The sequence below is a fragment of the Streptomyces sp. NPDC021356 genome (assembly GCF_040641015.1).
GTDB lineage: Bacteria > Actinomycetota > Actinomycetes > Streptomycetales > Streptomycetaceae > Streptomyces.
Genome location: NZ_JBFACU010000009.1, coordinates 206,559 through 228,241, shown reverse-complemented (window position 1 = coordinate 228,241; position 21,683 = coordinate 206,559). Strand labels below are relative to the sequence as shown.

Genomic DNA, 21,683 nt, shown 5'->3' with positions numbered 1-21,683 from the left:
CATACACGCCGCTTCCGCTCCGGTTCCTACGACCGCACGCCGAACCACTGCTCCGCGCCGTACTCCTCGAACCGCTCCACCTCGATGAACCCGAGCTTCGCCGCGAGGCGCATCGAGCGGTCGTTGGCGGTCTGGGTGCAGAGCACCACCGGTTCGCCGGGAAGCGTGTCGGTGAACCAGTCGAGGGCCGCGACACATGCCTCGGCGGCGTATCCGCGTCCCCACGCCTGCGGCAGGAACATGTAGCCGAGTTCGGTCTCCCCGGCGTCCGGACGGACGTGTCCCGGACGCTCCGCGTCGCGCCGGTCGAGCGTGATCACGCCGATCATCGTTCCGTCGAGATCGACCACGAAAAGGCCGGGGCGCCTCCCGGGCACCTCGGGCACCGCGCGGTCGAGTTCGGCACGAGGTCGAGGGCCACCGAGGTAGGCGCCCACCTCGGGCGAGGCGAACAGCTCGATGAACGCCGTACGGTCCCGGGCCTCGGACCCGCGGAGCACGAGCCGGTCCGTCCTGATCGGGGCAGGCGGCCAGGCGACGGCTCCGAGGTCGGTCATGGCGGGCAACCTATCGCACGCCCATGCCTTCGGCGCTGCTTCTCTCGCACCTCAGCCGTAGCGCCGCAGCAGTCCGCCGACGTACGCCTCCAGCCGATCCCGCAAATGTCCCCGAGTCCTGTTGCCAAGCCGCAGGAGGGCGGGGGCTGAGATTGCCGACGCAGAGGCCGAGGGATCAGCGCGTGGCGTGGGTGAGGAACGCGTTCCAGGCAGTGGGGGAGAGGGCGAGTGAGGCTCGGGGGCGGTCCTTGGTGTCGCGGACGTGGACGGTAACTGGCGTGAGGGCAACTTCGATGCAGTTGTCGCCGGAGCCGCTGCTGTAGCTGCTCTTGAACCAGGCCAGTTCGGCGGTGTTCATAGGTCTCCTCGCATCCGTTGCAACAGGCTCACGGAGTCCTGCATGGTGAGTGCCTGCGAACGCATCCTGGCATACCTGCCATGGAGCACGCTGATCACCTTCAGGTCGGAGATGAACTGACCGCTCTCCTGGCCTTCGCTGTACCCGAACCACTTGTGTTGGGGGGCTTCGAGCAGGGCGATGGGGCCGTGCAGTCCGGCATGTGACGTCTGCACCAGCGGCATGATCTGGATCTCGACGTTCCGCAGTTCGGCCGTCTCCAGAAGGTGGTCGACCGCCTCTTTGGTGACTTCCGACCCGCCCGTCCGGCGGAGGAGGACGTGCTCTTCGATGATGAAGCTGAAAGCGGTGTTCGGCCGCTCCCACAGCAAGCGCTGCCGTTCGGCCCGCGCAGCCCAGCTGTCCTCGACCTGCTGGTCTGTGAGCGGTGGCAGCTCGTCGGTGAACAACTGCCGTGCGTATGGCTCTGTCTGGAGAAGGCCAGGGATCATCCGGCACTCATAGTTGAAGAGGCTGATGGCGGTCCTCTCCAGGATCGCCCACCGCCTGAACCAGGAAGCGAGCCCCGGCTGCCGCTCCAAAAAGCCCGCCGCCCGACGCAACGCCCCCGTGTTCCCCAGTACCCCCTCCGCCGCCTCGACGAAGTCCACGTCCGGCATGCGTCTGCCCAGCTCGACCGATGCCACCGTGTGTTTGGAGAAGCCGACGTGCCTGCCGAACTCCTCCCGGCTCAGCCCCGCGTGCTCCCGCAGCCCCTGGACCACCGCTCCGAACGTACGGAGACTGTCCGAAGACTCCGGTTCACCACCCCTGCCCGCCACAGCATCCACCACTGTGAGTCACCTCCCGCGCACATGCTCACGGTCGGTCATCGGTACTGTCCAGTGAGTGACCGTGTACGCAGTCGCAGCGTACGCGCGTCAGGGCTGGTGAAGTGCCGGATCCGGGCCGCAGATTGAGGCCATGACCGCACCATCCACTCCCCAAGCAGCCGTCACCGTACGTACGTTCGCGCAGCGGCTCAGTGCCACTCCGCGCGGTGCGCGCCTCTCCCGTCACCTCGCTCTGAACCAGCTCGACGCCTGGGGGGTCCCGTACAGCTCCGGGGCCGCCGAGGCCGTGGCCGCGATCGTGGCGGAGCTGGCCGCGAACGCCGTGACGCACGGCCGTGTCCCGGGCCGTGACTTCGAGCTGCGGCTGTCGCTCGTGACGGGGAGTGTCCGCATCGAGGTGAGTGACGCCCGGAGCGGGCCGCCGCTTCCGCCCGGTCCGGGGTGCGTACCGCCGCCGGACGGCCTCGCGGAGTGCGGGCGCGGGCTGGTGCTGGTCGGGGCGTACGCCGACCGGTGGGAGGTGGTGGACCGGGTGCCGCCGCCGGGCAAGACCGTACGCGCGGAGGTCGACCTGCCGCCGGGCCGGGGCCGTGGCCGAACAGCCCTCCGCTGAGAAGGACCCGTACCGGTCGGCCACCCGGGGTAGCGCGCATACGTGGACGGCGGCCCGGCGAGCGGATGGAGGGCCGGGCAGACACACCGCACCGGCCCTCCGCCGCGCACCGCCTACCAGCGGCGATCCGGTGAGCACGCTGCCCGCCCGGAGTCAGGCGGGCTGGCCGATCGGACGGACCGTCACCGTGTTGAGGTCGACGCCCGCCGGCTGGTCGAGCGCGAAGCCGATCGCCTCGGCCACCGAATCCGGGCTCATCGCGATGGGGGGAGCCTGGCCGTGCCAGAATCCGGTGTCGATCATGCCCGGGTTCACGACCGTGACTCCGATGCCGCGGGTCGTGGCGTGCAGGCGGAGGTTCTCGGCGAAGCCGACCACCGCCCACTTCGTGGCGGAGTAGAGGTTGCCCGGGCTGTTCTTGATTCCGGCCACGCTGCCGATGAGCACCAGCCGGCCGCGGGACCGCTCGAGGTGGGGCAGGGTCGCCTTGGCCAGCAGGGCCGGGCCGAGCACGTTGGTGAGCACCATCGGTGCCCACAGCTGCGGATCGCCGCCGTCGACGACGCCTGCACTGCCCGTCCGGAAGTGATCCGCGGACGCGCCGCCCGCGTTCGCGATCGCCGCGTCGAGCGACCCGAAGCGCTCCACCGTGCTGGTGACCGCCGTGTTCGTGGAGTCCCAGTCGGAGGCATCCGCCACCAGGCCCAGGACGCGGTCCGCGTGGCCGACCTCGTCGACGAAGGCCTTGAGCCGGCCGGGGTCGCGCCCGGTGACGGAGACCCGGTGGCCGCGCCCGAGCAGGAGCCGGGCGGTCGCGGCGCCGATCCCGCTCGTGCCACCGGTGATCAGGACCGTCTTTCCGGCGACCGGCGATGCGCCGGAGTCAGTGAGTGTGTCAGTCGGTGAGGTGTTCATGGCGTCCACTCTGTGGCGCGGCGCGCACCCGCGACAGTTGCTTCCGAAGGTGGGGACGCCATCCCCTGGCACCGACGGCGCCGCCCAGGGAGGCTGTGTCCATGTCGAACACGAGGTACTCGGAACTCGGTGGCTTCCTGCGTTCGCGACGCGAGCGGATCCGCCCCGAGGAGGTCGGGCTCGCGCCCGGCCCGCGGCGCCGCGTCCCCGGTCTGCGTCGCGACGAGGTCGCCGTTCTGGCCGGCGCCTCGGTGGAGTACTACACCGAGCTGGAGCGCGGTGCCGGCTCGCAGCCCTCCGACCAGATGCTCGCCGCGCTCGCCCGCGCCCTGCGCCTCAGTCGCGACGAACGCGACCACCTGTACCGGTTGGCGAACCGCCTGGTCCCGAACCAGGGCGGGACGACGGCACACGTCCACCCCGCGATGCTCGACCTGCTGGCGCGAATCGACGGGACCCCGGCGATGGTGTGCACCGACCTGCACACCGTTCTGGTCCAGAACCCGCTCGCCGTCGCGATGCTCGGTGACCTGTCCGCGCACCACGGCCGCGGGGCGAGCTTCATCTACCGATGGTTCACCGACCCGGCCTCGCGGCAGATCTACCCGCAGGAGGACCTCGCCCCGCAGTCACGCTCGTTCGTCGCCGACCTGCGCGCGGCAGTCGGGCGACGCAGCCCGGGCGACGCCGAGGCGACCGAGCTGGTGGGCGAGCTGCTGCGGCGGTCGCCGGAGTTCCAGGCGCTCTGGGCCGACCAGGACGTGGGCGTGCGCAGGGACGAGCGCAAGCGGATCGTCCACCCCACCGTCGGCATGCTCGACCTCGACTGCCTCAGCCTCTTCAGCGAGGACGGCCGCCGGCGGTTGCTCTGGTTCACCCCACGGGCCGGGACCGGCACCGCCGAGAAACTCGCGCTGCTGACCGTCGTGGGCACACAGGCGATGCAAACCGAACCAGTCCGATGAACCGATCGAGGGGGTACCGCGAGAGCGACGAAAGCCCCCGCGGCGGCGGTTGCCGACCGGCGCTTCAGGAGATGAGGTCTTGGAGCGGCGTGCCCTGGCTGCCACCAGGACGGCGCCGTGCGCGCAGGGTTCTTGCGCCGCGGTGAGCGGCACCCCCAGCATGGGCTTGTGCCCGTACGCGGGCCGAGGGGGAGGGGCCCGTATGGCGGAGCGGCGGTACAGCGTCGGAGGGGTTGTCGGACTGGTCCTGGCGGTCGTCTGGACCTTCCTGGCCGTCCAGTGGCATGAGGTCGAGTGCCCCCTCATCCCGGACTCCTACGTCCTGGTCGTCACGCACGGCACCCCGAGCATCTTCGAGGGCTGCGGTGACGGCTACGCCGTGGACGTGCGGGGGGACTGAGGGGGCAGCTCGGCCGACCGCCGGCAGCGCTCAACTCGTCGGCAGCGGCGTCGACTTCACGCGTCGAAGGAGTGGACCGTCGTCGTCCGGTACGTCCGGCCCGGGCGCAGGACCGTCGACGGGAAGGCGGGGTGGTTCGGGGAGTCCGGGAAGTGCTGGGTCTCCAGGGCCAGGCCGTCGCCCTGGCGGTAGGTGTGGCCGGAGGGGCCGACCAGGGTGCCGTCGAGGAAGTTGCCCGAGTAGAACTGCACGCCGGGCTGGTCCGTGGAGATGCGCAGGGTGCGGCCGGAGTCCGTGTCGCGCAGGGTGACCACGTGGACCGGGCGGGCGGTGACGCCCTTGTCCAGCACGAAGTTGTGGTCGAAGCCCTTCGCGGTGACCAGTTGCGGGTGGCCGGTGCGGATGTCCCGGCCGATCTGCTTGGGGCGGGTGAAGTCGAAGGGCGTGCCCTTGACCCGGACCAGATCGCCGGTGGGGATCAGGCCCGCGTCGGTCGGGGTGTAGCGTCCGGCGGCCAGCCACAGCTCGTGGTCGTAGATGCTGCCGCTGCCCTCGCCCGCCAGGTTGTAGTACGTGTGGTTGGTGAGGTTGACGACGGTCGGCCGGTCGGTGACGGCCTCGTAGTCGATACGCCAGTCGCCGTGCCGGGTGAGGGTGTACGTCACCTTCGTGCGCAGCGTGCCCGGGTAGCCCATCTCGCCGTCCGGGCTGACGTAGTGGAGGTGCAGGCCCACGTCGGAGCCGGAGGTGAAGGGCTCGACGTCCCACACCTTCGTGTTGAAGCCCCGCGCACCGCCGTGCAGGCTGTTCTCGCCGTCGTTGACGGACAGCTGGTAGTCCTTGCCGTCGAGGGTGAAGCGGCCCTTGGCGATGCGGTTGCCGTAGCGGCCGATGGCGGCCCCGAAGAACGTGGTACCGGCGACGTAGGCGTCCAGGTTGTCGTAGCCGAGGGACACGTTGGCGTAGCGGCCGTGGCGGTCGGGGATCTCCAGCGACTGGACGATGCCGCCGTAGGAGAGGACCTTCAGCCGGGTGCCGCCGTTCGCCAGCGACCAGCGGTGGACCTTCGTGCCGTCGGCGAGGGTGCCGAAGAGCTCCCTGACCGGTTTCCGGGCCCCGGAGGAGGGCTCCCGCCCGGCGGCGTGGGCGGTGCCGCCCAGCGCGCTCGCGGCGAGGCCCGCCGCCGCTGCACCGGCGATGACCGTGCGCCTGTTCAGTTCCGTGTGCGACATGTGCGGCTCCCGTTGGAAGGACGTCAAAGGAAGGGGCCCCGCCGGAGCGATGTCCGGCGGGGCCCGTCTGGGTCAAGAACCGGACTTGCGTTTGTTCCACACGTCGAAGCCGACCGCGGCCAGCAGGGCGAGGCCCTTGATGACCTGCTGCCAGTCGGTGCCGACGCTGAGGAGGTTCATGCCGTTGTTCAGGACGCCGAGGACGAGACCGCCGATGATCGCGCCGAGCACGGTGCCGACACCGCCGCTCATGGACGCGCCGCCGATGAACGAGGAGGCGATGGCCTCCAGTTCGAAGTTCAGGCCCGCCTTCGGGGACGCCGCGTTCAGCCGGGCCGCGACCACCAGACCGGCCAGGGCCGCGAGCACGCCCATGTTCAGGAAGACGTAGAAGGTGACCTTCTTGTCCTTCACGCCGGACAGCTTGGCCGCCGGCAGGTTGCCGCCGATCGCGTAGATGTGGCGGCCGAAGACCGCGTTGCGCATCACGTAGCCGTAGCCGACCACCAGCACACCGAGGACCAGCAGCACGATCGGCGCGCCCTTGTAGCTGGCCAGCAGCATCGTGACGACGAGGATCGCGGCGACCATGGCGACGAGCTTGAGCAGGAACAGCTTGAACGGCGGCACGTCGAGGGAGAACTCCTGCTGGCGCCGGCGGTCACGGACCTCCTGCCCGACCGTGAAGACGATCAGGACGAGGCCCAGCAGCAGGGTGATGTTGTGGTAGTTGGTGTTGGGGCCGACCTCGGGCAGGAACCCGTTGCCCATCTTCTGCAGGCCGTTCGGGAAGGGGCCGAGGGTCTGACCCGCGAGGAGGATCTCCGTCAGGCCCCGGAAGATCAGCATCCCGGCGAGCGTCACGATGAACGACGGTATGCCGAAGTAGGCGATCAGGAATCCCTGGACGGAACCCGCGACCGCGCCCACCACCAGGCACAGCACCAGCGCGACCGGCCAGGCCATGTGGTGCTCCACGGTCAGCACGGCCGCGAAGGCGCCGACGAACGCGGTGAGTGAGCCGACCGACAGGTCGATGTGCCCCGCGATGATCACCAGCATCATGCCGATCGCGAGGATCAGGATGTAGCTGTTCTGCAGGACCAGGTTGGACACGTTGCGCGGCAGCAGCAGGTCGCCGCCGGTCCATGCCTCGAAGAGGATGACGATCAGACCCAGCGCGATCAGCATGCCGTACTGGCGCATGTTGCGGCGCAGTCCGTTCAGCATCATCTGGAGCAGGCCGCCGCCGGCCGCCGCTCCGCTGCCGCCCGGCGGCGCCGGGGCCGGGCTCTTGGCGGTCACATCCGTGCTCATCGCGTTACCTCTTTGTCCTGGGTGTCCTTCGTCATCCGACGCATCAGCACTTCCTGGGTGGCCTCGGCCCGCGGCACCTCGCCGGTCAGCCGGCCGGCGGACATGGTGTAGATGCGGTCGCACATCCCGAGCAGCTCCGGCAGCTCGGAGGAGATGAAGACGACCGCCTTGCCCTGGGCGGCCAGTTGGTCGATGACCGTGTAGATCTCGTACTTGGCGCCCACGTCGATGCCCCGCGTCGGCTCGTCCAGGATCAGCACGTCGGGACCCGAGAAGATCCACTTGCTGAGGACGACCTTCTGCTGGTTGCCGCCGGACAGCTTGCCCACCGGCTCGAACACGGTGGGCGCCTTGATGTTCATGGACTTGCGGAAGCCCTCGGAGACCTGGCGTTCCTCGTGCTCGTCCACCACACCCCGCTTGGCGACCTTCCGCAGGGCGGTCAGCGAGATGTTGCGGTTGATGGTGTCGATGAGGTTCAGGCCGTAGTGCTTGCGGTCCTCGGTGACGTACGCGATGCCGTGCCCGACCGCCTCCGCGACGCTCTTCGTGCGGATCTCGGTGCCGTCCTTGAGGACCGTGCCGCCCGCGTAGCGTCCGTAGGAGCGGCCGAAGACGTTCATGGCCAGTTCGGTGCGGCCCGCGCCCATCAGGCCCGCGATGCCGACGATCTCCCCGCGGCGCACCTGGATCGACACGTCGTCGACGACCTTGCGCTGCTGGTCGATCGGGTGGAACACGGTCCAGTTGCGGATCTCCAGGGCGGGCGCCGCACCCTCCTCCGGCCGGTGCGGGGTGCGCTCGGGGAAGCGGTTGTCCAGGTCGCGGCCGACCATGCCGGCGATGATCCGCTCCTCGGTCGTCGTGGCCGCCTTCACGTCGAGGGTCTCGATGGTGCGGCCGTCGCGCAGGATCGTCACCGAGTCGGCGACCTTGCGGATCTCGTTCAGCTTGTGGGAGATGATGATCGAGGTGATGCCCTGGTTCTTCAACTCCAGGATGAGATCGAGGAGTTTGTCGCTGTCCTCGTCGTTGAGGGCGGCCGTCGGCTCGTCCAGGATGAGCAGCTTCACGGACTTCGACAGCGCCTTGGCGATCTCCACCAGCTGCTGCTTGCCGACCCCGATGTCGGAGACCCGGGTCTCCGGGTGCTCGTTCAGGCCGACGCGGCGCAGCAGCTCGGCGGCGTGCTTGAGCGTGTCAGTCCAGTTGATGAACCCGCGGGTGGCGTGCTCGTTGCCGAGGAAGATGTTCTCCGCGATGGACAGGTACGGCACCAGCGCCAGCTCCTGGTGGATGATGACGATGCCGTGCTGCTCGCTGGCCCGGATGTCCCGGAACCGGCAGGCCTCCCCCTCGAAGAGGACCTCGCCCTCGTAACTTCCGTGCGGATGGACGCCGGAGAGCACCTTCATCAGGGTGGACTTGCCGGCGCCGTTCTCCCCGCAGATGGCGTGGACCTCGCCCTGACGGACGGTCAGGGTGACGTCCGACAGCGCTTTGACACCGGGAAAGGTCTTGACGATCGAGCGCATTTCCAGGACGGGTCCCGCCATGGTCGTGCCTTCCAGTCGGTCGGTTCGGTGGGTGCGGCGGGTTTACTTGCCCAGCTGGGCGTCGGTGTAGTAGCCGCCCTTGACCAGGACGTCCTCGTAGTTGCTCTTGTCGACGCTCACCGGCTGGAGCAGGTAGGAGGGCACGACCTTGGTCCCGTTGTCGTACGACTTGGTGTCGTTGACCTGCGGCTTCTTGCCGTTGATGAGGTCGTCGACCATGGTGGAGGCGACGTCGGCGAGCTTGCGCAGGTCCTTGTAGACGGTCTGCGTCTGCTGGCCCGCGATGATCGACTTCACGGAGGCCAGCTCGGCGTCCTGCCCGGTGATGACGGGCAGCGGCTTGCTGCCGGACCCGTAGCCGTCCGACTTCAGCGCGGACAGCACACCGATGGAGATGCCGTCGTACGGCGAGAGGATGGCGTCGACCTTCTCGCTCTTGTACGAGGACGTGAGGATGTCGTCCATCCGCCGCTGGGCGGTGGCGCCGTCCCAGCGCAGGGTGGTCACCTTGTTGAGCTGCGTCTGGCCGGACCTGACCACCAGCTGCTTCTTGTCCATGTACGGCTTGAGCACGCTCATCGCGCCGTTGAAGAAGTAGCGGGTGTTGTTGTCGTCGTTGGAGCCGGCGAACAGCTCGATGTTGAACGGGCCCGTCTTGCCGCTGTCCAGGCCGAGCCGGTGCGCGATGTACGTGCCCTGGAGCCGGCCGACCTTCTCGTTGTCGAAGGAGGCGTAGTAGTCGACGTTCTTGGTGCCCAGGATCAGCCGGTCGTAGGAGATCACCGGGATCTTGGCGTCGGCGGCCTGCTGGAGCACGTTGTTCAGGGACTTGTTGTCGATGGCCGCGACGATGAGGCCCTTGACGCCCTGGGTGATCAGGTTCTCGATCTGCGAGACCTGGGTGTCCGGGTCGTCCTCGCCGTAGACCAGCTTGGCCTTGTAGCCCTTGGCCTCCAGGTCCTTGACGACGTTCTTGCCGTCGGAGATCCACCGCTCGGAGGACTTGGTCGGCATCGCGACGCCGATCGTCCCGCCCTTGCTGCTGCTCTTGTCCTCCTTGCTGCCGCCGTCGCTGTTCTGTCCGCAGGCGGACAGGGCCAGGGCGAGGGAGGCGGCGGTGGCCGTCGCGGCGAGTGCGGCTCTGCGGTTGCGCATGGTCATCATCCTTGATGTGGGTGCGGGGTGGGTCCGGCGGTGCGTGCGGTGCGGTGCAGGCGGTGCGGGGTGGTGCAGGCGGTGCGGGGCGGTGCAGGCGGTGCGGGGCGGTGCGGCGACGCTGGGGGTGGTGCTGTGGTGCTGTGGTGCTGTGGTGCTGTGGTGCCGTGGTCCCTGGCGTGGTGCCGGTGGTGCCGTGGATCCGGTGGATCCGGTGGTGCCGGTGGTGCCGGTGGTGCCGGTGGTGCCGGTGGTGCCGGTATTGCCGTGGTGCCGTGGTGCCAGGTGGGTCGTGCCGGGCAGTGGTGCGGCGAACGGTGCCCTGAGGGACCGGGAACAGATGTGTGGGATTGTGCGCGGCTGTGTCGGCTTCTGTGAAGCTCAGTTTCCGGAACGTTATGCCGGTGTGTCGAAGCGGGTGAGCGCGCCCGGCAGCCGGGAGCCCAGCGGCGCCATGTCACCGCCCGCTCCGTGCCGCTCCAGCAGGTCGAGCGCCAGCCTGCCGCGCCGCACCCGCTCCCGCGCGCTCGCCAGCGTCACCTCGCGCAACTGGTGCCCGTACGGATAGATGCCGGGCGCCTTGGACAGCCCGAACTTCAGGTACAGCGGCGCCCCGCGCCGGATCAGCTCCGCGACCTCGTACATCCGCACATAGCCGCCGAGGTCGTCCGGGGCCTCGATGTACATGTCCATCGGCGCCGCCGACACCCGCCGGATCTCCGTGAGGTGAGCCGGCGTCAGGTCGCTGGGCACGTTGACGGAGTCGGCGCCCAGATGCTCGTAGACGGCGTACGAGGCCGGGTTGACCGGACCGATCAGCGCGGACACCTTCAGGGTGGTGTCGGCCGGGACGAGGCCGGCCAGCCGCGCCCGGTGCAGCGTCCACAGCACGCCCTCGTCGGCCACGAGCAGGCACTTGACGCCCAGTTCCGTCGCCCGTACCGCGTCCTCGACGCACCCGGCGACCGCGTCGTGGCCGCGGGCGCGCGGCCCCGCGCCGCGCGAGTCGGAGCGCACCGAGGCGCCGGTGTCCCAGGTGCCGCGCGGACCGGTGAACAGGCACAGCTCGATGCCGCGTTCGGCGGTCGCCTCGACCATCTCCGTGATCTCGGCGTCGGTCAGCATCCACACGCCGCTGCCCTGGCTGATCCGGTGGATCGGGACGTCGAGCCGCGAGGACTCCTTCAGGACCACCGCCAGCGCCTCGGGGCCCTCGCACGAGGGGATCTCGGTGCGCCAGCGGCCCCCGCCGGGGAAGGTGTGCGGGGAGGCGTCGGCGGGATCGGGGGCGGGGGCGGCCAGGCCGAGCGCGGTGAGCGCCGGCTCACCGGGCCTGCGGGCTGCCGTGTCGGGAGCGTCGGTCACGAGCTGTCCTTAAAGGTCTTGAGCGAGCCGCGCGTCCGTCCGGTATGTCGAACAGGGTTCGCTGCTCAGGGCGTGGAAAGGAGTGGTGGTACACCGCGGTCAGCGGGCCCTCGGGTCGCCCCGCGACCGGCGTACGGTCAGGAAAGGCCCGGCGTACGGCGACGCACGGACCGGTAAACGGCCGCGGGCGGACCGGTGCACGGTTCACGGGCGCAGCAGGACCTTGCCGACCCCGGGATCACCGGACCCGGCCAGCTCGACGGCGCGCGCGAACTCGGTGAGGGGGAGTTCGTGGGTGACCAGGGGCAGCGGATCGAGCAGGCCGGCCGCGAACACCCGGACGGTGTGCGCCCAGGCGTCCGGCGGCGCCCCGAAGACGGTGTGCACCTCCAGTTGCCGCACCACCAGGTCGGTCGGGTCGAGTCCTTCGGCGCCCGGCGCCGGGATGCCCGTCAGCACCAGCCGTCCGCCGCGCCGCGGCAGCGCGGCGGCGGCGCGCGCCGCGTCCGCGGACCCGGCGGTCTCGACGACCGCGTCGAAGCCGTCCGGCAACGTGGGATCGTCCTTGGTACGGAAGTCCGTGGCGCCGAACCGCCGCGACAGCGCCTCCCGCTCGTCGTGGACGCCCACCACCAGCAGCTCGGCGGGGGAGAGGGCCTTCAGGAACTGCACGGCGAACATCCCGAGCGTGCCGGTGCCGACCACGGCCACCCGCTCGCCCGGCCGGGCCCCGGCCTTCAGCACGGCGGCGGCGATGCACGCGGCGGGCTCCAGCAGGGCGGCGGCGGTCAGGTCGGCGCCGTCGGGCAGGACGTGCAGCAGCCGGGCCGGCAGCGTGAGCGTGCCCGCCATCGCGCCGGGCTGGGTGAAGCCGGTCTCCTCGTACCCGGCGGTGCACAGGGTGGTCTGGCCGGCGTGGCAGCGGTCGCAGACCTGGCAGTTGCGGAAGCCCTCCCCGACGACCTTGCGGCCGACCAGCCCGCCGGGCACCCCCGCGCCCACCGCGCGCACCGTGCCGGACCACTCGTGGCCGGGCGTGAGCGGGTAACGGACGTACCCCTCGGGCCGGTTGCCCTGGTACACCTCGCGGTCGCTGCCGCAGACGCCGACCGCGTGCACCGCGACCAGGGCCTCGCCCGGACCCGGCTCGCGGGGCGTGTGCGGGGCGAGCCGGTGCTCGCCCGGCGCCTGGACGACGACGGCGGTGCTCACTGGGTGCCCTTGGGCCTGCGCGTCTCCCAGCCCTCGGCCCACAGGTCGAACCGGGCCTGCTGCTGCGGGAACTCGGCCGCCGCGTCGACGTCCAGCTCCACCCCGAGGCCGGGCGCCTGGGAGAGGTGGAAGCAGCCGTCCTCCGGGTCGACCTGCGGGGCGCCCTTGACCACCTTCTTGATCTCCGCGTCCGCGAAGTCGTTGAAGTGCTCCAGGATCTTGAAGTTGGGGGAGGTGAACCCGACCTGGAGGGAGGCGGCGGTCAGCACGGACCCGCCGACGTTGTGCGGGGCCACCAGCATGTAGTGCGTCTCGGCGGTGGCCGCCAGCTTGCGGGTCTCCCAGATGCCGCCGATGTGGCCGACGTCCGGCTGGATGATGTCGACGGCCTGGCTCTCGAACAGCTCGCGGAACTCGATCCGGTCGTGGATGCGTTCACCCGTGGCGACCGGTACGTCCACCTTCGCGGCGACCTTCTCCAGCGCCTTCAGGTTCTCCGGCGGCACCGGCTCCTCCAGCCAGGCCGGCTTGAAGGGCGCCATCTCCCGGGCGAGCCGGACGGCGGTGGCGGGGGAGAAGCGGCCGTGCATCTCCAGCATCAGCTCGGCGTCCGGACCGATGGCGTCCCGTACGGCCTCGATCAGCGAGACGGCGTAGAGGGTCTGCTCGTGGTCCAGCTCGAAGTGCCCGGTGCCGAACGGGTCGATCTTCAGCGCCCGGTACCCGCGCTCCATGACCCCCTGCGCGGCCTTGTGGTACGCCTCGGGGGTCCGCTCGGTCGTGTACCAGCCGTTGGCGTACGCCTTGACCTTGTCGGTCACCTTCCCGCCGAGCAACTGCCAGACCGGGACGCCCAGCGCCTTGCCCTTGATGTCCCAGCACGCCATCTCCACGACCGCGATGCCGGACATGACGATCTCGCCCGCGCGGCCGTAGTCGCCGTACTTCATCCTGCGCACGAGGTCCTCGACGGCGAAGGGGTCGGCACCGAGAATGTGGTTGGCCTCGGCCTCCCGCAGGTAGCCGACCAGCGCGTCGGTGTGACCCAGCATCCGGGTCTCGCCGACCCCCGTGATCCCCTCGTCGGTGTGCACCTGGACGTAGGTCAGGTTGCGCCACGGCGTCCCGACCACGTGTGTGCTGATTCCGGTGATGCGCACGGCGGTTGCCCTTCACTGTGTTCGATATTTCGTCACGCGTTCGAAATGCTGGCGTGACAGTAAGGACGGGGTGCGGGGAGTGTCAATGGGGCGGACCGGTAACGGTTTCGGCAAGCCCGCTCGTTCCCCACGGAACCTTCACAGACGCCCCTAGGAACGGCACCCGCCCGGAACTTAGTCTTCCCGCGTCATGAACTACTGCCACCCCTGCCGACGCCATCTCAACGGCGCCCTCGCCTGCCCGGGGTGCGGCACCCCGGCCGAGTCCCTCCCGGCGCACGCGGAGGAGGCCGAACCCCCCGCGCGGTACGCCGAGTTCGCGGCCACGGAGCAGCTGGACGGCGACGCCGGCCACGCCCCGGCGCCGGGCCGCGCGGCACGCCGCCGGGCACGGCAGGGCGGGAGCGCGGGCGGCCCTGGCGGGAGCACCGACGGGCGTACGGGCGTAAGCGCCGACGGGCGCACGGGCGGGAGTACCGACGGGCGTACGGGCGTAAGCGCCGACGGGCGCACGGGCGGGAGTACCGACGGGCGTACGGGCGTAAGCGCCGACGGGCACACCGGCGGAAGCGCCGACGGGCACCCGGACGCAAGCACCGACGAGCGTACGGGCGGGAGCCGCGCCGGGAGGGCGAGCCGCCGTGACCGCAAGGCCGCGGCCCATCGCAGGCGCCGCCGCAAGGTCCTGCTGATCACCGCGGGGTTCGTGCTCGCGGCGGGCGGGCTGAGCCTGGCCGAACTGGGCTCCGACGCACCCGTCCTGCCGGGCCTGGCGGGACCGGGCCCCGAGGCGGCGGGCGACGCGGCGGCCGACGGCGGCACCGCGAGCCCGGACGCGGACAGGGGTGCGACGGGCACGGCACGGCCGCTCGGTGACGCCTCCGGGGACAGTGCGAGTGTGCGCGCGGGGAAGGCCTCGGCGTCGGCCTCGGGTCAGGCCTCGCCGTCCGCCTCCGGGACGGACACGAAGCCCCGGCCGGGTGCGAGCGGGCAGGGCGCGCCCGGCCGCTCGGTGACGTCACCGGCGGGCGCGGTGACCGGCGCGGGCGGCACCTCCGGAGGCGGCGCACCGACCCCGGCGGCTCCGGACGCCCCGCAGTCCCCGGCCGCGCCGACCTCGTCGGCACCGGCACCGCACCCGTCCCCGACGCCGACGCACACGTGCAACCGGTTCCTGTGGTGGTGCACGTAGCAGTCGCACAGGCAGGAGCAGGAGTCGCGCACGCGGGGGCGTAGCCGCTCAGGTCCGCTCAGGCGGCCCCGTCGCCCACCATCCGCCGCAGCAGGTCCCGCAGCACGCTCCGCTCGGTGTCGCTCAGCGCCGCCAGCGGCTCGCGCGCGAAGCGCAGCCCCTCCCGCAGGTCCCGGGCCACCCGGCGCCCGTCCTCTGTCGCCGCCGCCAGCTTCACCCGCCGGTCGGCCGGATCGGGCCGCCGCTCCACCAGGCCGCGCGCCTCCAGGCGGTCCACGATCCCCGTCACGTTCGACGGCTCGCACTTCAGCTTCTGCGCCAGCTTCCGCATCGGCAGCGGCTCCAGCGACAGCAGGCTCAGCAGCCGCGCCTGCGGGCCGGTCAGCGCGTGCTCGCCCGCGGCCTCCTCGTAGTCCGCGTAGAACCGGGCCACGACGTCACCGATCAGCTCGACGACCTCCATGGTCAGGGCGTCGGGGCGGCGGGTGTGCGGGGGAGTGGGGACCATGGCGTCCAGGGTACCCGCTTACTTGACAACCTGAAATATCCAGGCGCATGGTTGTTTCAGGTACTGAAGTATTCCGCTCCGCCCGGACGGGCCGAGCCGCACCGACGAGAGGCGCCCCCGTGTCCGACACCCCCACACTTCCCGCCGTCAGCCGCGAATGGCACCTGCTCAGCCGTCCGGTCGGCTGGCCGAAGCCCGAGGACTTCGCCCTGGTGGAGGCCGAGCTGCCGCAGCCGGGCGAGGGCCAGGTCCTCGTACGGAACGAGTACCTCTCCGTGGACCCGTACATGCGCGGCCGGATGAGTGCCGCCAAGTCGTACGTGGCCCCCTACGAGCTGAACGAGCCCATGCAGGGCGGAGCCGTCGGTGAGGTCGTCGCCTCCCGTGCCGAGGGCATCGCGGTCGGCGACCACGTCCTGCACTTCGGCGGCTGGCGCGAGTACGCGGCCGTGGACGCCGCCCACGCAGTCAAGGTCGACCCCGAGGCCGCGCCGCTGTCGACGTACCTCGGGGTGCTCGGCATGACCGGCCTGACCGCCTACGCGGGCCTGCTGCGCACCGCCTCCTTCAAGGAGGGCGACGCCGTCTTCGTCTCCGGCGCGGCCGGCGCGGTCGGCAGCCAGGTCGGACAGCTCGCCCGGCTCAAGGGCGCCTCGCGGGTCATCGGCTCGGCCGGGTCCGACGAGAAGGTCAAGCTCCTCGTCGACGAGTACGGCTTCGACGCCGCCTTCAACTACAAGGCCGGCCCCGTCGCCGAGCAGCTGCGCGCCGCCGCCCCCGACGGCATCGACGTGTACTTCGACAACGTCGGCGGCGACCACCTGGAGGCCGCCATCGGCTCCCTCAACCGGGACGGCCGGATCGCAGTCTGCGGCGCCATCTCGGTCTACAACAACACCGAGCCCGCCCCCGGCCCGCGGAACATGGCCCGGCTGATCCAGACCCGCGGCCGGATCGAGGGCTTCCTCGTGGGCGACCACTACGACCTCCAGCCGCAGTTCGTGCGGGAGGTCGGCCCGTGGGTGCGCTCGGGTGAGCTGAAGTACCGCGAGACGTTCGTCGAAGGGGTGGAGAACACCCTGGAGGCCTTCCTCGGGGTGCTGCGCGGCGACAACACCGGAAAGATGGTCGTCAAGCTCTGAGCCGCCGGGCAGGCGGTCCCCCCGGCCCGGCAGGTGGTCCCCGCCGGGCCGGCGTCGTCCGCCGGGCGGCGCTCCCCGCCGGGCAGGCGTTCCCTGAATTTCCGACATGCGGTAACTTCTTTCCGAAACCGCTGGCGACCGTGGGCGCGAGTCGCGGCGGACCGAGGAGGAGACGCACGCTATGGCCATCCAGCAGTCCGACGTCCTGTACACCGCCGTCGCCACCGCCGAGGGCGGACGCGACGGCCGGGTCGCCACCGCCGACGGCAAGATCGACGTCGTCGTGAACCCGCCCGAGGAGATGGGCGGCAGCGGCACCGGAACCAACCCCGAGCAGCTGTTCGCCGCCGGCTACAGCGCCTGCTTCCAGGGCGCCCTCGGCGTCGTCGCCCGCCAGGAGGGCGCCGACATCTCCGGCTCGACCGTCACCGCGAAGGTCGGCATCGGCAAGAACGAGGACGGGTTCGGCATCATCGTCGAGATCTCGGCCGCCATCCCGAACGTCGACGCGGCCACCGCCAAGAGCCTCGTGGAGAAGGCGCACCAGGTGTGCCCGTACTCCAAGGCGACCCGGGGCAACATCACCGTGACGCTGGCCTGAACCGGTCGTTGCCCAAGACGGCGGCGGTCGCACCTCTGGACGTGGGGTGCGGCCGCCGTCGTCGCATGCCCGGGGGGAGCCGGGGCTTCCGGGACCCCTCGCTACAGTGGCCCCATGCGTGATCTCGGGGTGGGTTTCGGGTATCTCCTGAAGGGCCAGCGGTGGATGGCCCGGCACCGGAGGTCGTTCGGCTTCGGGCTGCTCCCCGGCCTGATCACCCTCGTCCTGTACGCCGTGGCGCTCACCGCGCTCGCCCTGTGGGGCGCGGACGCCGTCGGCTGGGCCACCCCCTTCGCCGACGGCTGGCCGAGCCCCTGGCTCGGCCTCTTCCGCGGCTTCCTCACGGCGGTGCTGTTCGCCCTCGCCCTGCTGCTGGCCGTCGTCACCTTCACCGCCGTCACCCTGCTGGTCGGCCAGCCCTTCTACGAGAACCTCTCCGAACAGGTCGACCGGGACGTCTCCCCGGACGGCACGGCGCCCGAGTCCGGTCTCTCGCTCGGGCGCGAACTGTGGGTATCCGGCCGCGACAGCCTCCGCGTCCTCGTCCGGGCCGTGCTGTGGGGCGTGCTGCTGTTCGCCCTGGGCTTCCTGCCGTTCGTCGGCCAGACACTCGTGCCGGTGATCGGCTTCTTCGTCACCGGCTTCTTCCTCACCGAGGAACTGGCCGCCGTCGCCCTCCAGCGCAGGGGCGTCGAACTCCGCGCCCGGCTGCGGCTGCTGCGCTCGCGCAAGACGCTGGTCTGGGGCTTCGGCACCCCGCTGGGCCTGGCCTTCCTCGTGCCGTTCGTCGCCGTGTTCCTCATGCCGGGCGCGGTCGCGGGCGCCACCCTGCTCGCCCGCGACCTGCTGGACGAGGAGACGGGCGAGGGAGCGGACGACGAGTCGGACGGGGGGCGGGGCGACGGGGGCACGGGCGGGAGCGGGACGGACAGCGGGCCGGCGCTCATCCCGGACCAGCGGCACTCGCAGCACTCGCAGGACCCGCAGCACTCGCAGCACTCGCAGGACCCGCAGCACTCGCAGGACGCGCAGCAGTATGCGCAGCAGTCCCGTCAGGGCTCGCCGCCTCGCCAGGCAGGCCCCCGCGCGGCACCGCGCGCCCCCTTCAGCCCCGCCCCCGCCCCCGCCCCGTCCCCATGACCGCCACCGCCGCCTCCCGCAGCACGCCGATGAACGCCTCCGCGGCCGGCGACGGCGACCGCCCCCGCACGGTCGCCGCGTACACCGCCCGGGCCGGGGCGTCCTTGTCCCGTACCGGGAGCAGGGTGACGTCGGGCCGTACGGACGCGGCGGCGAGCGCCGGGACCAGGGCCACCCCGAGACCGGCCGCCACATAGCCCTGTTTGGCGGTCCACTCGGCCACGACGTGGGCGACCCGCGGCCGGAAACCCGCGCGCAGCGCCGCGTCGAGCAGGGTGCCCTCCGGGCGGGAACTGCCCGACACCCAGTCGGCGTCGGCGAGTTCACGCAGCCGGACCGGCCCGGTGCGGTCCGTCAGGGGGTGCCCGGCCGGGACGGCGACGTACAGGGACTCGTCGAGCAGGTGGTGCAGCGCGTACGTCTCCAGTGGGGCCCCTCCGGTCGTCGAGACGACCGCGAGGTCCAGATGCCCGGCGGTCAGCCGGTCCAGCAGCCGGGCGGTCAGGCCCTCCTCGCGGGTGACCCGTACGCCGGGCCGCCGGGCCCGGAAGGCAGCCAGCGCCCACGGCACCAGCGCCGCGTCGGCCGAGGCGAACGCGCCGAACCGCAGCCGCCCGCCCGTCGCCTCGCGCAGCGCCGTCAGCTCGCGCACCGCGCCGTGCAGCGACTCGGCGACGGCCTGCGCGTGCGGGGCGAGTGTCCGCCCCGCCTCCGTGAGCCGCACCCCGCGCGGCAGCCGGTCGAACAACGGGGTGCCGCCGAGCGCCGATTCGAGCGCGGAGATCTGCCGGGACACCGCCGACTGGGTCCAGCCCAGCGTCCGCGCCGCCACGGTGAACGACCCGTGCCGGGTCACTTCGAGGAACACCCGCAGCCAGAGGGTGGACAGGTCGGGCGCGGCGCCGTCGTCCCCGGCCCTGTCGTGTCCCGGCCCGTTCCCGGCATGCAGGTCCGGCATCTCAGCCATGCCAGAGATTCGCTTGTCGCATCATGGGGCCGACCTTAGCGTCGACGGCATGGAGCACAGGGAGAAGATCGCCTTTCTGGGGCTCGGCCGCATGGGCACGCCCATGGCCCGCCGACTCCTCGCCGCCGGGCACCCGTTGACCGTCTGGAACCGTACGGCGGCCAGGACCGGCCCGCTGGTCGCCGAGGGTGCGGCCCACGCCGCCCGCCCCGCCGACGCGGTCCGGGACGCCGACGTCGTGATCACCATGCTGGCCGGTCCGGAAGCGCTCACCGAGGTCGCCGACGCGGTCCTGCCCGCGCTGCCCGAGGGCGTGCACTGGGTGGAGATGTCGACCGTCGGCCCGGACGCCGTGCACGCGCTGGCCGCGCGCCTCGGCGGCCGGGTGGTCCTCGTGGACGCCCCGGTCACCGGCAGCACCGACCGGGCCGCCGACGGCAGCCTCGGTATCCTCGCGGGCGGCGCGACGGCCGGGGTCGAGCACATCCTGGCCCGCCTGGGCACCGTCACCCGCACCGGTCCGGCCGGTTCCGGCGCCGCGCTCAAACTGGTCGTCAACACCGCCGTGATCAGCGGCGTCGCGCTCGTCGCCGAGACGCTGCGGCTGGCCGACGCCCTCGGCATCGACGGCGACACCGCCCACGCCGCGCTCGCCGACGGCCCGCTCGCCGGAGCGGTCGCCCGCGCCTTCTCCGAGAACGCCGACTTCGCCACCACGCTGGCGGTCAAGGACCTCGGGCTCGCCACGGCGACCACCCAACTACCCGCCGTGCAGGCCGTGTCGGCCGCACTCCGGCACGCGGCGCAGGATCCCGGCGTCGCCGCCGCCGACCTCTCCCGGGCCGCCGCCCGGATCCGTACCCGCACCACCGTCCCCGCGTGAGGAACAGCATGAACAACACCGTGCAGGTCACCGTCGACAACCCCGCCGACGCGCCCCAGCCGCTCAGCCCCTACTACTCCCAGGTCGCCCGGGTCGGACACGCCGACGGCAGCGCCCTGCTGTTCGTCTCCGGCCAGATCGCCGAGGGCGAGACGCTCACCGAGCAGAGCCAGGGCGTCTTCGAGGCCATCGCCGCGCTGCTGGCGGCGCACGGCGCGAGCCTGGCGGACGTCATCAGCATCCGCACCTTCCTCACCGACATCGGCCGGCTCGCCGAGTACGGCGCCGTACGGCAGCGGTTCCTCACCGGCACCCCGCCCACCAGCCTGACCGTCGAGGTGCCCCGGCTGTTCCGGCCCGAGGCGCAGATCGAGGTGGAGGTCGTGGCCGCCGTGCCCGGCCGTTTGTGAAGGGTTCGTACGAGGTTCCGGCCGGGCGCCCCCTCACAGGTCGTCACGGTCTCCCGGCGATTAGGGTCGGATCCGGGGCAGGCTTCCCCACGTACAGCCCCGGCCCGGGACCTGACCCCTGGACCGGGGCTCGTGGCGTCCCGGCCGGTCGGGGCAGGGATGTGGCAGACTCCCGGCCCGGAAAGGCCGCTCGCGGCGGCCACGGGGGACGTTCGGGGGAGAATGCGCATGCATCCGGGACAGCGGCAACCGGGCCCGTACGGACAGCACCAGCTCGGCGCGTACGGACAGCACCAGCCCGGACCGTACGCACAGGGTCCCTACGGACAGCAGGGGCCGCCCCCGCCTGCGCAGCCCGGACCGCCCCCGCGGGGCCCGTACGGACAGCAGGGTCCCTACGCCCCGCCCCCGCGGGACCCGTACGTCCCCCAGCAGCCGTACCCGCCCCAGCAGCCCTACGCCCCGCAGCAACCCCCCGCCCCGCACCAGCCGCTCGGGGACGGGCGCCTGCGGATCGACCCGAACCTCACCGCCGACCAGCGGACCCTGGTCGTCCGGATCCAGAAGTGGTCCAAGCTCTTCGCCTACGGCTTCGTCCTCGGCATCCCGCTCGCCTCCGGCGGCGCGCACTACGGCGTCACCCGCGCCCCCGTCGGCTTCGCCGCGGCGGCCGGCGGACTCGCGCTGGCGGCCGTCGGGGTCCTCGCGCTCAGCCGGATGCAGGCCATGAAGCGGCAACTGCGGCTGATCACCCCGGACGCCTGGCGCTCCCCGGCCGCGCACCTGCCCGGCGCCCGCAAGGCCGCCACCGTGGCCGCGTACGTCAACGGCGTCCTGGTCCTGCTGTCCTTCGGCGCGACCGGCTGGCTGCTGGTGAAGGGCGCCGACTGGGGCGCGTACGGCAACTCCTTCGGCTTCGGGGCGCTGATGACGGGGGCCTTCGTCCCGTTCGCCATGGGGCTCGGGGCGGCGACGACCGTCCCGCAGCTGCTCCGGGTCGTCCCGGCCGGCGCGAAGGTCGGCCGGGCCCTGTACTCCGTCATCCTGGTGCTCGCCGCCACGGTCACCGGCGAGGGCATCAAGAGCGGCGCGCCCAGCCGACGCTGATCGGCGGCGCGGTACTGCTGGTCTGCGCCGGCGCGGTGGCCCTGCTCGGCCGGGCGGTCAAGCGGATGCGCGGCGAGAACCCCTGACGGCGGCGG

At 71.8% G+C, this 21,683-nt stretch carries 22 protein-coding genes and 1 pseudogene; 10 read left to right on the top strand and 13 right to left on the bottom strand.

Annotated elements, in window-relative coordinates; genetic code table 11:
* Positions 1 to 26: 26 nt before the first annotated feature.
* From AB0G56_RS14830 to AB0G56_RS14820, 3 genes are all read right to left on the bottom strand, one after another.
* The gene (locus tag AB0G56_RS14830; protein ID WP_360968914.1) at positions 27 to 557 is read right to left on the bottom strand and encodes a GNAT family N-acetyltransferase; all 531 of its coding nucleotides are present in this window, start codon (positions 555 to 557) and stop codon (positions 27 to 29) included.
* A 175-nt stretch (positions 558 to 732) separates the two neighbouring features.
* The gene (locus AB0G56_RS14825; protein ID WP_360968912.1) at positions 733 to 915 is read right to left on the bottom strand and encodes a DUF397 domain-containing protein; all 183 of its coding nucleotides are present in this window, start codon (positions 913 to 915) and stop codon (positions 733 to 735) included.
* On the bottom strand, positions 912 to 1,748 hold the full coding sequence (locus tag AB0G56_RS14820) for a helix-turn-helix transcriptional regulator (protein WP_360968909.1): 837 nt from the start codon (positions 1,746 to 1,748) through the stop codon (positions 912 to 914). The genes AB0G56_RS14825 and AB0G56_RS14820 overlap by 4 nt, the downstream gene beginning before the upstream one ends.
* A gap of 130 nt (positions 1,749 to 1,878) precedes the next feature.
* On the opposite strand from AB0G56_RS14820, the gene AB0G56_RS14815 reads away from it, so the two are divergent.
* The gene (locus AB0G56_RS14815) at positions 1,879 to 2,361 is read left to right on the top strand and encodes an ATP-binding protein (protein WP_360968906.1); all 483 of its coding nucleotides are present in this window, start codon (positions 1,879 to 1,881) and stop codon (positions 2,359 to 2,361) included.
* Between the two features lie 153 nt (positions 2,362 to 2,514).
* Here AB0G56_RS14815 and AB0G56_RS14810 read toward each other — a convergent pair whose 3' ends face one another.
* Positions 2,515 to 3,276, bottom strand: a complete 762-nt coding sequence (locus AB0G56_RS14810; RefSeq protein ID WP_360968903.1) for an SDR family oxidoreductase — start codon at positions 3,274 to 3,276, stop codon at positions 2,515 to 2,517.
* A gap of 101 nt (positions 3,277 to 3,377) precedes the next feature.
* On the opposite strand from AB0G56_RS14810, the gene AB0G56_RS14805 reads away from it, so the two are divergent.
* Together AB0G56_RS14805 and AB0G56_RS14800 are read left to right on the top strand one after the other, a co-directional pair.
* Positions 3,378 to 4,241 (top strand): helix-turn-helix transcriptional regulator, encoded by an 864-nt coding sequence (locus AB0G56_RS14805; protein ID WP_360968900.1) that lies wholly within the window; start codon positions 3,378 to 3,380, stop codon positions 4,239 to 4,241.
* Between the two features lie 202 nt (positions 4,242 to 4,443).
* Positions 4,444 to 4,641, top strand: coding sequence for a hypothetical protein (locus tag AB0G56_RS14800; RefSeq protein WP_360968898.1), 198 nt, complete (start codon positions 4,444 to 4,446; stop codon positions 4,639 to 4,641).
* Between the two features lie 56 nt (positions 4,642 to 4,697).
* On the opposite strand, the gene AB0G56_RS14795 is transcribed toward AB0G56_RS14800, so the two are convergent.
* The 7 genes from AB0G56_RS14795 to AB0G56_RS14765 all read right to left on the bottom strand — a co-directional run bounded on the left by AB0G56_RS14795 (position 4,698) and on the right by AB0G56_RS14765 (position 13,638).
* Complete coding sequence (locus AB0G56_RS14795; protein WP_360968895.1) at positions 4,698 to 5,873, bottom strand: aldose epimerase family protein; 1,176 nt, start codon at positions 5,871 to 5,873, stop codon at positions 4,698 to 4,700.
* A gap of 72 nt (positions 5,874 to 5,945) precedes the next feature.
* Entirely contained in the window at positions 5,946 to 7,190 is a 1,245-nt protein-coding gene (gene mmsB, locus AB0G56_RS14790) for a multiple monosaccharide ABC transporter permease (RefSeq protein WP_360968893.1), read from the bottom strand.
* Complete coding sequence (gene mmsA / locus AB0G56_RS14785) at positions 7,187 to 8,746, bottom strand: multiple monosaccharide ABC transporter ATP-binding protein (RefSeq protein ID WP_360968890.1); 1,560 nt, start codon at positions 8,744 to 8,746, stop codon at positions 7,187 to 7,189. The genes mmsB and mmsA overlap by 4 nt, the downstream gene beginning before the upstream one ends.
* 42 nt (positions 8,747 to 8,788) lie before the next feature.
* Positions 8,789 to 9,901: a multiple monosaccharide ABC transporter substrate-binding protein gene (gene chvE / locus AB0G56_RS14780; RefSeq protein ID WP_360968887.1), complete on the bottom strand. Its 1,113-nt coding sequence runs from the start codon at positions 9,899 to 9,901 to the stop codon at positions 8,789 to 8,791.
* A 396-nt stretch (positions 9,902 to 10,297) separates the two neighbouring features.
* The gene (locus AB0G56_RS14775; protein WP_360968884.1) at positions 10,298 to 11,266 is read right to left on the bottom strand and encodes a hypothetical protein; all 969 of its coding nucleotides are present in this window, start codon (positions 11,264 to 11,266) and stop codon (positions 10,298 to 10,300) included.
* A gap of 204 nt (positions 11,267 to 11,470) precedes the next feature.
* Complete coding sequence (locus tag AB0G56_RS14770) at positions 11,471 to 12,478, bottom strand: alcohol dehydrogenase catalytic domain-containing protein (RefSeq protein WP_360968881.1); 1,008 nt, start codon at positions 12,476 to 12,478, stop codon at positions 11,471 to 11,473.
* Positions 12,475 to 13,638, bottom strand: coding sequence for a mandelate racemase/muconate lactonizing enzyme family protein (locus tag AB0G56_RS14765; protein WP_360968879.1), 1,164 nt, complete (start codon positions 13,636 to 13,638; stop codon positions 12,475 to 12,477). The genes AB0G56_RS14770 and AB0G56_RS14765 overlap by 4 nt, the downstream gene beginning before the upstream one ends.
* Before the next feature lie 190 nt (positions 13,639 to 13,828).
* On the opposite strand from AB0G56_RS14765, the gene AB0G56_RS14760 reads away from it, so the two are divergent.
* Positions 13,829 to 14,830 (top strand): hypothetical protein, encoded by a 1,002-nt coding sequence (locus tag AB0G56_RS14760; protein ID WP_360968876.1) that lies wholly within the window; start codon positions 13,829 to 13,831, stop codon positions 14,828 to 14,830.
* Positions 14,831 to 14,888: 58 nt separating this feature from the next.
* On the opposite strand, the gene AB0G56_RS14755 is transcribed toward AB0G56_RS14760, so the two are convergent.
* Positions 14,889 to 15,338 carry a MarR family transcriptional regulator gene (locus AB0G56_RS14755; protein WP_360968873.1) on the bottom strand — a complete coding sequence of 150 codons (450 nt, stop codon included), beginning with the start codon at positions 15,336 to 15,338 and terminating at the stop codon, positions 14,889 to 14,891.
* Between the two features lie 119 nt (positions 15,339 to 15,457).
* Between AB0G56_RS14755 and AB0G56_RS14750 the strand changes: the two genes are divergently transcribed.
* The 3 genes and pseudogenes from AB0G56_RS14750 to AB0G56_RS14740 all read left to right on the top strand — a co-directional run.
* Positions 15,458 to 16,480: an NADP-dependent oxidoreductase gene (locus tag AB0G56_RS14750; RefSeq protein WP_360968870.1), complete on the top strand. Its 1,023-nt coding sequence runs from the start codon at positions 15,458 to 15,460 to the stop codon at positions 16,478 to 16,480.
* A 181-nt stretch (positions 16,481 to 16,661) separates the two neighbouring features.
* Positions 16,662 to 17,081 carry an organic hydroperoxide resistance protein gene (locus tag AB0G56_RS14745; protein WP_360968867.1) on the top strand — a complete coding sequence of 140 codons (420 nt, stop codon included), beginning with the start codon at positions 16,662 to 16,664 and terminating at the stop codon, positions 17,079 to 17,081.
* A 114-nt stretch (positions 17,082 to 17,195) separates the two neighbouring features.
* Positions 17,196 to 17,954: pseudogene (locus tag AB0G56_RS14740) on the top strand (EI24 domain-containing protein); the annotation flags it as partial.
* Between the two features lie 232 nt (positions 17,955 to 18,186).
* On the opposite strand, the gene AB0G56_RS14735 reads toward AB0G56_RS14740, so the two are convergent.
* Complete coding sequence (locus tag AB0G56_RS14735) at positions 18,187 to 19,188, bottom strand: LysR family transcriptional regulator (protein ID WP_360968864.1); 1,002 nt, start codon at positions 19,186 to 19,188, stop codon at positions 18,187 to 18,189.
* Positions 19,189 to 19,237: 49 nt separating this feature from the next.
* Here AB0G56_RS14735 and AB0G56_RS14730 point away from each other — a divergent pair, with 49 nt between their 5' ends.
* From AB0G56_RS14730 to AB0G56_RS14720, 3 genes are all read left to right on the top strand, one after another.
* Positions 19,238 to 20,071 (top strand): NAD(P)-dependent oxidoreductase, encoded by an 834-nt coding sequence (locus AB0G56_RS14730; protein ID WP_360968862.1) that lies wholly within the window; start codon positions 19,238 to 19,240, stop codon positions 20,069 to 20,071.
* 20 nt (positions 20,072 to 20,091) lie between these two features.
* The gene (locus AB0G56_RS14725) at positions 20,092 to 20,481 is read left to right on the top strand and encodes a RidA family protein (protein WP_360969133.1); all 390 of its coding nucleotides are present in this window, start codon (positions 20,092 to 20,094) and stop codon (positions 20,479 to 20,481) included.
* Positions 20,482 to 20,709: 228 nt separating this feature from the next.
* A complete protein-coding gene (locus tag AB0G56_RS14720) occupies positions 20,710 to 21,588 on the top strand; it encodes a hypothetical protein (protein ID WP_360968859.1) in 879 nt (292 codons plus the stop codon).
* Positions 21,589 to 21,683: the final 95 nt, after the last annotated feature.

Bases quoted from the DNA above. Each gene is read 5' to 3' on its own strand.
- AB0G56_RS14730 (WP_360968862.1), top strand. From the start codon at position 19,238: ATGGAGCACAGGGAGAAGATCGCCTTTCTGGGGCTCGGCCGCATGGGC.
- AB0G56_RS14830 (WP_360968914.1), bottom strand. From the start codon at position 557: ATGACCGACCTCGGAGCCGTCGCCTGGCCGCCTGCCCCGATCAGGACG.
- chvE (WP_360968887.1), bottom strand. From the start codon at position 9,901: ATGCGCAACCGCAGAGCCGCACTCGCCGCGACGGCCACCGCCGCCTCC.
- AB0G56_RS14755 (WP_360968873.1), bottom strand. From the start codon at position 15,338: ATGGTCCCCACTCCCCCGCACACCCGCCGCCCCGACGCCCTGACCATG.
- AB0G56_RS14810 (WP_360968903.1), bottom strand. From the start codon at position 3,276: ATGAACACCTCACCGACTGACACACTCACTGACTCCGGCGCATCGCCG.
- mmsB (WP_360968893.1), bottom strand. From the start codon at position 7,190: ATGAGCACGGATGTGACCGCCAAGAGCCCGGCCCCGGCGCCGCCGGGC.
- AB0G56_RS14735 (WP_360968864.1), bottom strand. From the start codon at position 19,188: ATGGCTGAGATGCCGGACCTGCATGCCGGGAACGGGCCGGGACACGAC.
- AB0G56_RS14825 (WP_360968912.1), bottom strand. From the start codon at position 915: ATGAACACCGCCGAACTGGCCTGGTTCAAGAGCAGCTACAGCAGCGGC.
- AB0G56_RS14745 (WP_360968867.1), top strand. From the start codon at position 16,662: ATGGCCATCCAGCAGTCCGACGTCCTGTACACCGCCGTCGCCACCGCC.
- AB0G56_RS14760 (WP_360968876.1), top strand. From the start codon at position 13,829: ATGAACTACTGCCACCCCTGCCGACGCCATCTCAACGGCGCCCTCGCC.
- AB0G56_RS14720 (WP_360968859.1), top strand. From the start codon at position 20,710: ATGCATCCGGGACAGCGGCAACCGGGCCCGTACGGACAGCACCAGCTC.
- mmsA (WP_360968890.1), bottom strand. From the start codon at position 8,746: ATGGCGGGACCCGTCCTGGAAATGCGCTCGATCGTCAAGACCTTTCCC.
- AB0G56_RS14805 (WP_360968900.1), top strand. From the start codon at position 3,378: ATGTCGAACACGAGGTACTCGGAACTCGGTGGCTTCCTGCGTTCGCGA.
- AB0G56_RS14815 (WP_360968906.1), top strand. From the start codon at position 1,879: ATGACCGCACCATCCACTCCCCAAGCAGCCGTCACCGTACGTACGTTC.
- AB0G56_RS14800 (WP_360968898.1), top strand. From the start codon at position 4,444: ATGGCGGAGCGGCGGTACAGCGTCGGAGGGGTTGTCGGACTGGTCCTG.
- AB0G56_RS14795 (WP_360968895.1), bottom strand. From the start codon at position 5,873: ATGTCGCACACGGAACTGAACAGGCGCACGGTCATCGCCGGTGCAGCG.